Below are 15,091 nucleotides of genomic sequence, written 5' to 3'. Positions count from 1 at the left end.
TCACAGGTTTTTGCTTGTGATTTTTTTTACAAGAAAAAAGAAAAAACCATATCAAAGATATGGTTTTGGTTTAGGGTGTCAATTTTTTTATCTAGTAGTATTTTGGATATAAAAATCACAAGCGTAAAAGCTTGTGAAGGTGTGAATAGTTATAGTTTTGTTTCATCATTTTCTAGATACATTTTAGTGAATAATTCAATGTATTGATTTGTTTTTTCATCAATATTCTTAAGTGACTTATGTATGTTTTCATTAACTGATTCTTTTGAGTTATTTTTATCAACTTGATTAATTCACTTTGTTGTTCATTCAGAGCTATTTAAAATGCATTTACCATTAACATCTGTATAACCGTGTTCTGTGTAATTATTGTCATTTTGTGATCTATAAGTTATATTTGCATCATTGCTTTTTTTCCTATTTTCACTCTCTTCTAGTAATGATAAATTACCCATCTTAAAAATATAAGCTTTAACTTCATCTCATTTTGCAGCTTCTAATTTGTTTTGAATTTTAGATTCCTTTGCTATATTGTGTTCTAAATCGCAAGAATCTAAAAATTGATTTCAATCAAGAGATTGATTCAATTTCATATTAGGAAGCATTGACATATTGTTTTTTAAATAGTAATTAACTCTTGCTAGAAAAATTTTAATGTATATATTTTTGCTATTGCCACTATCATCTGTGCTTGAAAATTTGCTACTTATGATTGATTTCAAGTTATTCAATCTAATATCGTCTATATAGAAGAATTTGTTATTTCTAATAACATTTTTAAACCTCTTAGAATAATCTATAGTTTTTGCTTGATTTAAATTTATGTTAAGAAGAAGTGATTTGAACACTTCAGTCATTGATTGCCCCTTGAAATCAAGTAATTTTCAAACTAAAATAGATTTTTCTAAATATAGAAGATAATTTTTTATTATATTTTCCTTGATTATGTTATTCGATTTGTCATCATTTTTTCTAGCGCAAAAGTAATTATTGTTTTCTAGAATATCTCAAAGTATTGATTTTGTAACATCCAATTTACAAATTCTCAACATGAATTTAAATAATGAATTTTCTTCTTTAAATCCTGTTAATTCTTTAACGTTTTGGAAGTATGGCAATGTCCTATTTTCTTCAGGTAACGTTAAATAGATAAAAATTGCAAAGTATTTATAAAATGCTTGAAGAACTTTTTCAATATTATTTTTTGAATGACATAGATAATCAAATACAAATTGAAGCTTTTGTTGATTGATTCTATCCTTTTTATTATTATTTTTATGAATTGATTCAATCTTTTCGGCATTATCATCAAAATAACTACATTCTTGGTTTGATTTAATGAGACAACGGTTGTTTTCACATTTTAAACTTCTAAGATTCACAATTCTAAAGTATATATGTTCAGTAAAATCGTTAAAATGATCATTGAATTTATCTATTTTCTTATTATCTTTGTCTTCTGATTTCGTAGGAATATATTTGTCAAAAAGTTTTTTTCTTATATCATCAATTACAACAGACTCATCTTTAAATTCATTTGTGAGAAATGAAGAATCTTTAGATTTTAAGTCTATGAGTTTGTAATAGACAAAGTTTATAAATAATTCGAAATTAGTTAATTGCACACCTGTAGAGTTAAGTGTTTCAAATAATTCTTCAGGATTAATTTTATCAACAATAGTGACCGTAAGATATGAGCTATCTAAAAATCTGGTCGCAAAATCATTAAGCTTAGATAAATTTAAATCACCATGAATATCAAGCGCATAAGCTATAATGTAATTCTCGATTTCTCTAAAAATGTTATCATCAACCTTGTTAATTAGTTGTCCTATATTCTTCAAATGTTCATAATTGTTTGAACTTTCATAAACAGATAAATGAGGTTTGTTACGATGGTGTTTAATCAAATTATATGCGTGTCAAAATATGAATGACAATCCTTTGTATTTATTTAGCGCTTCAGTTAATTGCTCGCTTCATTCGTTTTTTGGGCGTGATGGATCAATTTTGAAATACATTTGACCCATTGTTACTTTTCATAAACATAAAACAATAATTGAAATAGTTAATGTTCTTTGTTGACCGTCTAAAAGTGAGTATTCGTTATCTTGTAGTTTATAGAAAATAACGTTGTTTAAATAGTAATTTTTATTTGAGTGAGTACTAAATAATCTATCAAGTAACTCTTTAATATTGTCGAATTTTCAAACATACTCTCTTTGATAAGGAGGTAATTCAAATTTTATTGTTTCGAGAAGCATTTGAACATAATCTCTTATTGATGCTAATTTTGAATAAGAGGTTTTTAATTGTTCGGTTTCATTGTTTGTAACTAGATTTTGAAATTTCTCTACTAAAGATGTATTGATTTTTTCGATTAATGTATCTAAACTTTCCTTATTTTCATTAATTTTAACTTCATTTTGTCTAATCTTATCGATGAATTGTGTATATGGAAAGTTGAATTCAATTGATGGACTTTTAGCAATATTTGAAATAAAGTTTTTTAATGCATCAAAAAGTTCATTTGACTCATTTTCCGAAAGAAATTCTGAGTAATTAGGTATATAAAAATAATAAAGTCTATTATCAAATTTTTCATTTTCAGAATCTGAATTAACAAATTTCATATATTGATATTGAGAGAATACAAAAGTAAGTCAAAAGTCTTGTTCTGAATCATTGAAATCGACAAATTCAGTTTCCATAAGTTCGTTTTTGATAAATTCATTTAGTATCTTAAGTGAAATTTTATGAAGTTCAGTGATTTCATCTTTAAGTTTTTTAAAATCTAAAGTGACTTCATAATATTTTGATCTATCATTTAATAATTGAATATTAAATTCCTTTTTGAAAAGAAAATATACAATTCTTAAATATTGGTCAATTGTACTATTAGAGACATTTGATAATTTACTTTTTGATCTGTACAATGTAAATTCAATATCATTAACATTTATTTTATTTCTTTCAGGATATATTTTAAAGTTTAATTTGTTTTTACTTACGCTTTCATAATCTAAATTATTACAAATCTCATTAACACTGTCTTTTAATTGATCAAGATAGCGAGTCATCGCTGTACCGATTTTTCAGAATTTAACTTTAATTTTATCTTCCATTACGACCTTCTTTTTTATCTTTATCAATGTAGTTAACAATTTGATTAACCATATCAATTATTAATTGATGTGGAATTTTGCTTCTTTGAGCATAAGAACCATGTGACATATGTTTGCTTTTTTCAGCTCTCTTTTCTGACTTAGAAATTAAATGTAACTTAATGTTTGATTTAAATATTGTGGGCTTTAAAGAGAATCTACTATCATATGCTGAATAAGTTGATTTATTTTCAAATCCCATAAAATCTCAGTGATTTTTTTGAAATTCTCAAGTCTTTGATGTAGCAGGGTTTTCGACAACCCAAACTTTTGGTTTGAATTTTCTAATTATTTCAATTGTTCCACCAACAGTTGCTTCACCTAAAATTCTTCCTCTTTCTTTTTGTTCAAAGTATCTTCTTTTAACCGGATGGCAAGTTTTGTTGTATTCATCATAAAATCTTGAATTTTTAACAACTCAGTTTCCGTTGCTATCGATTTTTCTAAACATTTTCCCATTACAATCTGCTCCAGATCAGCTTTCGCAAGGTGGAGATGCTAATATTATGTCTGGTGTAGGCAATTGTTTTAATTGAGAAATTAAATTAAAGTTTGTAATAGATAAATCAATTCTATGATAGAAGTATTTACCGCTTTTTGGAAATGATATGTCGTTAATTCCGACACTATGAACTTCTAAATCATATTTTTCGTTATTTCAATGTTCCTTAATTGCATTTTTATATGAACTTTCTGCATCATCATATAGAGCTCAAATAACTAATTTTTTCAATACTTTCTCCATAATAAGTTGATTATATATATATATATATCGGAAACATCTTTTACATCTATATATGAATAGAAAAAGTAAAAAATGATATTGAAAATTTATGTATTTTACTTACTTTTATAAAAATTAATGAAATAGAGTAAATGTTTCAAAAGTATAAAAAAACGCAAGCATTTAGCTTGCGAGTTAGTATTAATTTTCAAATTCAAATTGGGATGTATATAGTTGATGGTAGAAACCTTTTTTGTCTAATAACTCTTTGTGAGTTCCTTTTTCAATAATAAGTCCATTATTAACAACTATAATAACATCAGCATTTTTAATTGTGCTTAAACGGTGGGCAATAACAAATGTTGTTTTATTTTTCATTAACTCTCACATAGCTTTTTGAACGATTTGTTCTGTTGCTGAATCAATGTTTGATGTGGCCTCATCTAAAATAAGTAAGTTTTTATTTGAAAGAATTGCTCTAGTCAATGAAAGAAGTTGTCTTTGACCTTGTGATAAGTTAGCACCATTGTTTTCGATCATTGTTTCATAACCTTGAGGCATATTCATAATAAAATGATGGGCATGTGTCATTTCAGCAGCTTGAATGATTTGTTCATCAGTTGCATTTGGATTCGTCATTTTAAGGTTATCTTTAATTGATTCATTAAATAAGAATGAATCTTGAAGCACAATTGTCATATGATCTCTTAATTTATCTGTTTTGATGTTTCTAAGTTCATTTCCATCAATTTTAATCGAACCTTTAGTGTAATCATAATATTTAGATAAAAGAGAAATGATTGTAGTTTTACCAGCGCCAGTTGGACCAACAATCGCAACAACTTGACCTGGTTTAATATCGAATGAAGCTGCTTTTAGTTGATATTCTAACTTATCCGGATTGTATTTGAAATATACATTATCAAATTGAACGTGTCCTTTAATAGAGTTAATATCAATTGTTTGATTTAATGTATCAGGTTCAACAAATTCTAAAAGTTTGAAAATTCTTGATGAAGATGCAATTCCAATTTGCGCATTAAATGCGCTTGATAAGATGTTTTGGAATGGTCCCATAAAGTTTCAGTTAAGGGAAATAAATAAGATAATAAATGCAGGTGTTGCATTTCCGTTTTGGTCAACTCCAAGTCCGATTAAGTTTCAAACATGTATTTGTTTGAAATAAAAGATTGCAGCAAGACCTGAGATAAGTAAGATAACAAAGTTTGCTATAAGTGTATATCAGATATCAAATGATTTAGCAATTACATCACCTTTGTAAGCGCTTTTTCTAATATCGTATGTGATTTTTTCAAGTTCACTATAAACATATGCTTGTCTATCAAATGAGTTAGTTACTTTTGTATTTGTTAACATTTCTTCAACAAAAGCGTTAAGTCTCCCGAATGAGTTTTGCACTTTAACAAAGTAAGGTTGTGATTTTTTAATTAGTAAGAAAACTAATCCAAATAAAATCAGTGTAACAGGCAAAACAATCAATGTAAGAAGTGATGAAACTAACATAAGTACAATGATTGTTATACAAATGTTGAATATACTTGTTACAACTTGCGTCATCATTTGGAATAACGAGTTAGCTGTATTGTTAACATCAACAATTAAAGTTGATATCAAGTCTCCTGTTTTGTTTTTATCATAAAAACTAACAGGCATTTTTAATATCTTTTCAAGCAGTTCTTTTCTAAGTGTTGCACCAGCTTCAAAAGACAGTTTGATATATAACCTTTGTTCTACATATCTACAAATACCGTACAAGATAAATGTAAGCGTAAGTGCAGATAGCATTAATATAAAGTTGGTTAAATTAAATTTATCAGGGTAAGTTATTTGTGAATTAAGATAAGGTTCAAAGAAGATTTGTACGATTATTCCAATTAAGAAACTACCAATGATATAGAAAATAGAGTTGAGTAATGAAAATAAAAGAGCAACAAATAATATTTTTTTACTTCTACAAAAGTACGAAAGTAATTGTTTAAGTGTTTTAAAAACTTTAACTTGCTCATTAGCTTGTAAATCTTGAGCTATTTCTTTTTGTTCTTCTCTTAAATCAGACATATTTTCTTCTCCTTTCTATTGATCTAATTGGTTAGTTGCTACATCTTTATATCATTGACAAGATTTAAGTAATTGTTTGTGAGTTCCTTGGTCAAGAATTTTTCCATCTTCAAGAACTAAAATATTATCAGCGTGCTTGATTGAGTTAATTTTCTGAGAAATAATAATTGTTGTGCAAGAGTAATTTTCTTTAATATTTTTAATAAGTTGCTTTGTGGTTAAGTTATCAAGAGCAGAAGTTGAGTCATCTAAAATTAAGATTTTAGGGTCAATAATTAAACTTCTTGCAATTGAGATTCTTTGCTTTTGACCACCACTTAAGTTTTTACCTTTTTGTTCGACTTTGTGATTTTCACTATCCTCAAATGTCTGAATAAAGTTTCTTGCACAAGATGCTACAAGAGCTTTTTGGAGTTCTTCATTAGTTGCATCGGGTTTAGCGAATAAAACGTTTGATTTAATTGTCCCTGAATATAAAAGCGCATCTTGGTAAACAATAGCTACGTTCTTGTGTAAGTTATGTGTGTTGATGTCTCTGACTTCAATACCATTAATTAAGATATTTCCGTTTTCTTGAATGTATTTCATATTGTTAACAAGTAAGTTAACAATTGTACTTTTACCTGAACCAGTTGGTCCAATAATTCCTAAAGTTTTACCACCTGGAATTTTGAAGTTAATGTTTTTAATTGCATAATCTTCAGCTGTATCAAAGTATTTGAAGTTAACATTTTTAAATTCAACCGAATAATCAGTTACATCATTAGTTTGTGAAATTATTTTTCCATTTGGAACAAATAAATCATCATATTTAGCATCTAAAACTTGAACTATTCTACCTGAACTAATTTTTGCTCTAAACATAGAACCTAAGAATTGTGAGAATAAAATAATTCCACCAGCTATAACAAATTCATATTCAATGAACACATTAATCTTTGCGATAAACTCACCATTAATGCTTGGGTTTTGGTCTAATTTAACTTTTCCTATTGCGTAAATTAAGACAACAATAAAGTTAACAATTCCAAAGAACGCAGGTGTTCCAATTGCAAAGAATTTGAAAATATTCTTTTCAGTTTTTACTCATTGATTATTAGCGTGATTGAATTTTCTTTTTTGTTGTTCTTGTAAATTATTTGCTTTTATAAATCTAGCACCATTTACAGTTTCGTCAACTTCTTTTGTAATTGCATCAAGATTTTTTCTATTTTGTTTAAGTTTGGGGTTTACCTTAATGAATATAAATACCATAACAAAAAGAAGTAAAGGTATAACAGCTAAAATCGAGTAAGTGAATTCTAAATCTGTTGCAAAAGCAAATACTAATCCAACAATAATAAATAATGGCGCTTTAACAAGTGATGTCGATGCACCGACTAAGAAATCTCAAAAGACAGCAACATCATCATTAATTCTTGTTATTAAACTTTCGGTTGTTAAATTAGAAATATCTTTAAGACTAAGTTTTTGATATTTAGCAAATAAAGCATTTCTATAAAAGTTCGAAGCTCTCTCGCCGGCTCCAATGATTATCATAGTTGAAGCTATAGCAGTTATTGCTGTAAGTGCAAGTAATACTAATATTGAAATTAATAAGAATACAAATGCATTAGTTCAGCTTGAGGATTCATACAATTGTAAGTTCTTAAAAATTGTAATCGTGTATATTTCTTGACTACCTTTTGTAAGTAAAGGTAAGAATTGACTAAGCACAATTGGCAAAATCATTGTGCAAGCAACATTTAAAATAACAATGATGATACCAATAAAAAATCTCATTTTAATGTTAAATGGCAAAATTTTGAACATCTTGTACATAACTTACTCCTTTCATTAATTTGTGCTATATATAATGCATACATTATATATATTTTTAATTTTTATATCTTCAATTATTTATAAGGGTCAAAAAAGGTATAAAAAAAATGGCGATCACGAGAGGATTCGAACCTCCGACCACAAGCTTAGAAGGCTCGTGCTCTATCCAGCTGAGCTACGCGACCACGCTAAAACTATTTTACATTATTTTTGTTAATTCAAAGAATAAAAATTTAATTTTATTTATTGAGCCACTTGCATAGTTAATAGTAATATAATTTTAATTATAAACAAAATTATGGAGGAAAAATGCAATTTACAAAAGAACAATACTTGCAACAATGAAACGATGAAATTGATAAAAAATCAAGCAACGTTTTAAATGAAAATCAAAAGAAATTGATTAAGACAATTATTGAATCAATTTCAGAAAATAATATTGAGTTGGTGGAGCCGATTATTCAATTTTTATTATCAAGAGTAAAAACAGGATTCACATTTGATGCGGCACCACAGATAGACAATAAGAAGATTTCTTACTTAGAAATAGATACAAAAAGAAGTTTTAATGTTGATGAAACTAAAACAAACTTTAACTCTTTAATCATTGGAGATAACATTGATGGATTAAAGAACTTAATGCTCTCAGAGAGAGAGAGAGAGAGACGGTTTAGACCATAACTTCGATGTTGTCTATATTGACCCTCCATACAATACGGATGCAACAAAAGAAGATGGGAATGGTTATTCAACGAGTTCAAAATTTATTTACAATGATAAATTTTCACGTTCTGGTTGATTAAATTTAATGAATGACAGACTTAAAATAGCAAAAGATCTCATTAAAGATGATGGGATGATTTTTGTGTCGATTGACGACAATGAACAAGCATATTTAAAAGTTTTAATGGATGAAATATTTGGTGAAAGTAATTTTATTACAACATTTAAATATGTTAAAAACCCAGGTGGAGATAGTGATAATAAATTTATAGCCAATACAACAGAGTACGTTCATGCATATGCAAAAATGAAAGATAGGTTATTATTAACAAACGATGAACAAAATATAGAAGTTTCACAATGATCATTTAATGAAAAATGAAATAGATACGAGCGAAAAGGTTCTAACCTGCAAAAAGGTGGAAATGAAGAGTTTTTATATCAAAGACCAAATATGGGGTATGTAATTTATTACAATAAAAAGACTAAAGATATTAAAACTTCAAGTAATTACAAAAAAGACAATATTGCTAGTGGTTCAAAATTTGAAGATGTTTACTCTTTAGATAATGACCTTATTAATCAAGGGTATTCAGCTATTCTTCCTACAATTAGAAAAGGGGAATTAGGTAGATGAAGAATTAAAGAAGAAACATTTCATGATAGATGGGAAAAAGATCTCTTTGTTATTCAAAAAACGAAAAATGGATATCAAATTTTTGAATATGAGACTGTCAATATTGATGGTGTTAAAAATACTAAACCAAAAGATTTAATTCAATTTGCTAATAATGCACAAGGAACAAAGGAATTAAAAGCTATTTTTAGTGATCTTAATAAAGTTCCATTCAATTATCCTAAACCAACAAGTTTAATAGAGTATTTAATTAAATTGCATCCTAATAAAAATGCGCGTATACTAGATTTTTTTGCTGGTTCAGGCACTACCGGTCATGCTGTCTTAGAACTTAATAGACAAGATGGTGGAGATAGAACTTATACATTAATAACAAATAATGAGAACAATATTGCAGACACCATAACATATGAGCGTCTATATAGAATAAACTATGGCGAAGGAACTCAAAAAGAAACTTTTGATTGACTTAAAAAGAATAAACCATACGGAAAAGATTTGAATATTTTTGAGATTAAATACGAAAATATAGATTTCAAAAAAGAAAATAGAGTTGATTTTATTTTGAAGAAAATAAAAGAAGAAATTCAGTACTTTACAAAAACATCTAAACCAATAAATGAAGATGAAATTTTAAATTTAATTAGACAACTATATGTAATTAAAAAGGATTAATATGAAATTAACATCAACACAACAAAACGCTGTTAACCAAGTTGTGACAATTTATCAAGAGCAAAATTCTAAAAATGCTTTATTATGTGCACCAACAGGTTCTGGAAAAACATTTATGGTTGCTAATATTATTGACAACATTGTCAAAATTCAAGAAAATAAAAATGAGAAAGTAATATTTATTTTCGCAACTATTTCAACCGCTGAATTGCCAAGACAGTTGGAAAACAAATTTAGAGAATATAAATATTTCTTAACAAATGATTTTCCAGTTGAATATTATGAATCTCCATCTAATAGTCAAAAAGATACCAAAGATTCTGAAATTTTTATCAATTTTGTAAACAACAAAGTATATATTGTAGGAACTCAAACTTTTGGAAAAAACAGAATAATGTCTGAAAGGGGAATTTTCAAAGACTTTCTGCAAGAAGCACGAGATAAATATGGGGCAAAAATTGTATTTATACGTGATGAAGCACATATTGGTATGTCAAGTAAGACTAATAATGAATTCGAAAGATCATTGAATGAAATTGTCGCAAACTACGTAGACTTTACTCTAACAATGACAGCCACACCTAAATATGAGCAATATAATTCTGATATTCAGGTAGTCAGAGTGCGAAGTGAAGAAATTGAAAATGATATAAATGTAAGTTTATTAAAAACTAATTTAATAACACCAACATTTAATGAAGATGTAGATAACATAGGTATTTTAGAAGAAGCTTGCAAAATATTCGTTAATGAAATTCAACCAAAATACAATGATCCAACAAACAAAAATCATTTGGCAAAAGTTAGACCAGCAATGCTTATCCAAGTTGATAACAAGCCGAAAGATGCAGAAAAAGCAAAATTATGAGATGAAGCTTATGAAAATATTATTAAAGTAACTAAAAAATATGGATTAAAAGTAGCTACATATTTTGCAGATAAGAAAGATGGTGAAAGATCAGACTTAATGGGTGAAAAAATCACATTAAATAATCTTTCTAAAAGTAATTCTTTATACGATGTAATTATTTTCAAAATAGGACCAACTGTCGGGTGAGATATCCCTAGAGCTTGTATGTTAGTTCAATTAAGAAATATTAGTTCTGAAAGTTTGGAGATTCAGACAATTGGAAGAATTAAAAGAAACCCTGTTCCTGAAATAGGGAAAATTGATGGTGATTGAATTGGTAAATATTACTGAATCGTTTCTTTTAAGGATGTAAAAACACTTGACAATTATTATTCATATGTCTTAAAGAATCAATACAAGGAAGAAAGGTTTTATTCAGGTGAATTACGGATAATCACAAATGAAAAAAAAGAAAAAGAATTCCTTAAAGATAAATATGATGATGAAATTAACGAATTTTTAGACAATTTTAAATGAGATAAATATTTAAAGCAATTTTATGATTATGTTGATAATTGTGAAAAATTAATTCAAGATTCAGATAAAAACTCTAAAGATGTGTTAAATATTAAAAGTTATATAAATAACCAAATTGATTTAAGAAAATATATTTTTAATATAAAAAATAAAAAGTTTAAGAATCTATTAAATGAAAATTTAATACACAAACTCCAAACTATAAAAGAAAAACTAAATTTTAAATACAGTGATGATATGTTCTACTATTTTGTTTTTAATCCTTACTGATTTAATGTTTCAGACAAATTTTATATTCAAAATATTCAATTGTCATTAATGCAAATATATAAAAATAACTTAAAACCTTTGTCTAAAAATGCTTATGTTTTAAAAGAAGGAATTACGCTTCCTGAACAATATAGAATTTTAAAAGCATTAAATGATACAAAGAATAAAATAGAAACAAAAAAAATTAGAGCAATAGTAAGTGATCGTCCAGAACTTAAAAATGCTTATCAAATACTAGATAGAAATGAGAATAAAGATTATAAAGATTTGGAAGATGGCGATGAAATAATTTATTTAGATTCAAAACCTGAGCAGAATGTTGTAAAAGAACTAATTAAATTAATTGATGTTCGAGAGAACTTAAATGTTAAAATCTGAACAAAACTACCGGTAGCAGGAAAAGTTGGTTTTGAATACGCAAAGTATGATGATGGGATAACAGAAATTCATCAATCAAAACCTGACTTTATTTTAAAAATTGATAATCATCAAATTTTTATTGAAATTAAACATTTAACAAATGACCCAAGAGAAGACAAGACGAAAGCTATTCAAGAAGCATATTCAAATTACCCATTTACAATCGGTGAAAATCACAGACTATACAAAGATGATTTAACAATGATAGTTTTAAGAGTCGGTGATAGCAAAAAAATGTTTGAAGGTCAAGAAAACTTTGCTTCAAAAATTAAATGTCAAATATCAGGAGCAAGTTCAATTAAGAAAATAAATGACTATATTGAAAAAAATAAAACTAATGATGACTTAAGACTCAAAAATGTTCTGGATTTTCTTATAAGCGATAAATTTGCTGATTAAATTAACTTTTAATTCAGAATTAAGAAAGACAAAAATCTAATTGTCTTTCTTATTTTGTATAATAAAAACCATGAAAATAAAAACTTTAAAAACAACAAGACAAAAAATATCATTCTTTTTAGCAATTGGTATTGTATTTGTTGTCATATTAGCGACGCTAATAAGCTGACATTTAACTTCAACAAAAATTTCACAAGAATTGGCAAAACTATCAAATGAAGCTAAATCTGAAATTTTAAATACATCAAGTATTCACGGTTACAAAATGCTTCAATCATTTTGAAGAGTTAATTTAACATTCACGTGACTTAGTAATACATTTTTAGCAATATCTGCAGTTATATTTGCTTTAAAAATGAAAAATCATAAAGCACAACAAACTTTCTTCTTGTCAATTATTTACATTTCAATTACATTCTTAATATATTGAACATTAATCTTTGTACCTGAATTAAAAGAATTTAAACCACTTTACTTTTTTAACACATTCATAATTCACGCAGTGTCACCAATTTTAGGATTTGTGATTTTAATCATAAATCGTAAAGAAATTCAAATTTCAAAGAAAACTATTTATTTAAGTATTATAACAATGTTAGGTTACTACTTCTTTGCTTTAATCACATTCTTCATGTCAACACCAATTTATGATCAATTTAAAGATGTTGAGCTTAAGAATGGAAATAGATTGACAAAAGAACTTGATATGACTATATATGGTTTCATAAACTTCCGTGAACCTTTATTTTATAAAGGTGGAAACGTAGCAATTGTGTGTCTGTTAAACTTTGTTATTTTTGGAGTCGGATTTGTTTTAACTCCATCAATTGGTTATTTATGAGTGAAAGCATTGAGAATTAAATTTGCAAGTAAAACAACTGACAAAGTAGATTGAATTAGACGTTAACAGTATCTGAAACATCACAAATTTATATGTGGTGTTTTTATTTTTGAGACTTGCATTAAGTGGCAAAAGAAAAAAATAGAGAACATTTTATTGTTCTCAATTTTTGATATTAAGTTTATAAATTTTTATATTAATATTGTTTTTTGGCAATGGCTATAATTGAACCGATGAAAGAAAGAAGTATTAAAAGTGGTGGTAAACATACACCAATAATATATAAGATCATCGTAGCTTTATTACATTGAGAGATTCTAACTGCACCCACAATGCATGTAATAAATAGAGCAAACCCTAATCCAAGAGCAGGCATAAGACTTATGATGGTAACAACTACGCTAATGATTGCTACCGTGTCTCTATCTGTAGTAACTTTGCTTAACATTACGGGAGTTAAAGAAGCTACTATAAAATATATTGAAGCAAATACCATTGTTAAAATTGATAAAACTAATATTGGAACTGATAAAAATTTCTTTTGCATATTGAAGTAATCCTTTTTATAAAGTTTGCTTAAATCAAAACTTTTAGATTCAGAAGGAGTAAAACTAATTTTTTATTATTGAACTACTTAAAATATTGAACTAAATTACATGAATCTATCTTTAAATTATAATAAATATTGAATTTAATAATCATAGACAAGTGAAAGAAATCAGTGATTATTGTATGCTAGAAGTTACTTTTTGAAACATTACATTATGCAATTTATAATGAAGTTGTTATTTTTAATTACTGTTATTTTTAGATAGCACTATCATTATAAAATGAATCAATGAAATATTAACAAAGATAAATGGTAATTTACTGTAAGTAATAAAATGGAAAAATCTTGGTATTATGATACATATTAGGATATTATTTTTTAATAGTTTTATTCCTCCTACTTATTCTAAAAAAACCGCAAAGAAAAAGTTAAAAAAATTTGAAGTTGACGAGTAAAATGTGAAAAATTTACATTTTTTGCTATTAAATTACGCCAATTTTAATCAATTCCTTAGTTTTTAATTTTGGATTTTCTAACTTTGAAAACAGTTAGATTAAAAAATAGAGAACTTTTGTATTATTCTCTATTTTTATATTTGATTTTATAAATTTAATATTAGTATAATTTTTTGTAAATAGCCATACTTGCTGCAATTATAGTACAAATTGGGAAGAAAAATCCAACGATATATAAAACCATAATTGTTGTATTTTCGCTCTTAATTCTAATAGTAGCAATGATTTGCATAATAAATACAGCTAAACTAATTCCGCTCATTAAAAGTGAAACAAGAATCGTACCTACACCGGCACCAACAACTCCAGCAGTGGCTGCATCAGCACCAACACTAGTTGCTGCACCTGCGGCTACTGCTGCTGCTGCAGCTAATCCGATTAAAACAAAGATTAAAATGTTATTTAAAATTGATAATACTAATATAGGTAATGACAAAAATTTCTTTTGCATATTTATTTTTAATCCTTTTGTGTAATTTTTAAATTTAAATATTGACATTTAGAAAGAATGAAAATATTTTAGCTCAATTGATTGCTTGTGAAACTTAGAAAAATATTTATATTCAATTAGTTAAGATTAACTTTAATAACTAATAATTGATAGATTAATTAATCAGATGGGAGTTAAATGAAAATCAGTTTTTTTAAATCTAAACAAAATGAATAATTGAGTTGTGGAGAATGGAATGTTATATTCTTGTGTATTTTTTGGTCTTATGAACTAAATAATTTCACCCTTTCTAACCCTTATTCTAAAAAAAAAAAAAAAAGAAAAACAAAAACATAAAAAACTGCAATTTAGTGTGAAAAATTTACATATTTAATTGTAATTTAGATAAATTTTGAAATAAAAAAACATCAAGCATAAGCTTGATGAGTTGAATAA

The 15,091-nt window shown here is 26.6% G+C and carries 10 protein-coding genes and 1 tRNA gene; 5 read left to right on the top strand and 6 right to left on the bottom strand.

Going from position 1 to position 15,091, the window contains the following annotated elements; all coding sequences use genetic code 4:
* Positions 1-149 precede the first annotated feature (149 nt).
* From VBM88_RS02770 to VBM88_RS02750, 5 genes are all read right to left on the bottom strand, one after another.
* On the bottom strand, positions 150-3,125 hold the full coding sequence (locus VBM88_RS02770) for a DUF262 domain-containing protein (protein WP_323680421.1): 2,976 nt from the start codon (positions 3,123-3,125) through the stop codon (positions 150-152).
* The gene (locus VBM88_RS02765; protein ID WP_323176446.1) at positions 3,115-3,897 is read right to left on the bottom strand and encodes a DNA methyltransferase; all 783 of its coding nucleotides are present in this window, start codon (positions 3,895-3,897) and stop codon (positions 3,115-3,117) included. The genes VBM88_RS02770 and VBM88_RS02765 overlap by 11 nt, the downstream gene beginning before the upstream one ends.
* Positions 3,898-4,089: 192 nt before the next feature.
* Positions 4,090-5,967 (bottom strand): ABC transporter ATP-binding protein, encoded by a 1,878-nt coding sequence (locus tag VBM88_RS02760; protein WP_323680420.1) that lies wholly within the window; start codon positions 5,965-5,967, stop codon positions 4,090-4,092.
* A 15-nt stretch (positions 5,968-5,982) separates the two neighbouring features.
* Positions 5,983-7,788: an ABC transporter ATP-binding protein gene (locus tag VBM88_RS02755; protein ID WP_323680419.1), complete on the bottom strand. Its 1,806-nt coding sequence runs from the start codon at positions 7,786-7,788 to the stop codon at positions 5,983-5,985.
* A 108-nt stretch (positions 7,789-7,896) separates the two neighbouring features.
* Positions 7,897-7,973, bottom strand: a tRNA-Arg gene (locus tag VBM88_RS02750).
* Between the two features lie 124 nt (positions 7,974-8,097).
* Between VBM88_RS02750 and VBM88_RS02745 the strand changes: the two genes are divergently transcribed.
* From VBM88_RS02745 to VBM88_RS02725, 5 genes are all read left to right on the top strand, one after another.
* Complete coding sequence (locus VBM88_RS02745) at positions 8,098-8,469, top strand: hypothetical protein (RefSeq protein ID WP_323680418.1); 372 nt, start codon at positions 8,098-8,100, stop codon at positions 8,467-8,469.
* On the top strand, positions 8,459-9,823 hold the full coding sequence (locus tag VBM88_RS02740; protein WP_323680422.1) for a site-specific DNA-methyltransferase: 1,365 nt from the start codon (positions 8,459-8,461) through the stop codon (positions 9,821-9,823). The genes VBM88_RS02745 and VBM88_RS02740 overlap by 11 nt, the downstream gene beginning before the upstream one ends.
* Position 9,824: 1 nt before the next feature.
* A complete protein-coding gene (locus VBM88_RS02735) occupies positions 9,825-12,299 on the top strand; it encodes a DEAD/DEAH box helicase (RefSeq protein WP_323680417.1) in 2,475 nt (824 codons plus the stop codon).
* A 70-nt stretch (positions 12,300-12,369) separates the two neighbouring features.
* Positions 12,370-13,206, top strand: a complete 837-nt coding sequence (locus tag VBM88_RS02730; RefSeq protein WP_323680416.1) for an MAGa3780 family membrane protein — start codon at positions 12,370-12,372, stop codon at positions 13,204-13,206.
* Between the two features lie 167 nt (positions 13,207-13,373).
* Positions 13,374-13,697: a hypothetical protein gene (locus tag VBM88_RS02725; RefSeq protein ID WP_323680415.1), complete on the top strand. Its 324-nt coding sequence runs from the start codon at positions 13,374-13,376 to the stop codon at positions 13,695-13,697.
* Between the two features lie 608 nt (positions 13,698-14,305).
* On the opposite strand, the gene VBM88_RS02720 is transcribed toward VBM88_RS02725, so the two are convergent.
* Positions 14,306-14,656 (bottom strand): hypothetical protein, encoded by a 351-nt coding sequence (locus tag VBM88_RS02720; RefSeq protein ID WP_323680414.1) that lies wholly within the window; start codon positions 14,654-14,656, stop codon positions 14,306-14,308.
* Positions 14,657-15,091 lie beyond the last annotated feature (435 nt).

Source organism: Mycoplasma sp. 1232 (assembly GCF_034863345.1).
Classification (GTDB): Bacteria; Bacillota_I; Bacilli_A; order Mycoplasmatales; family Metamycoplasmataceae; genus Mycoplasmopsis.
This window is presented reverse-complemented; position numbering and strand designations above follow the sequence as displayed.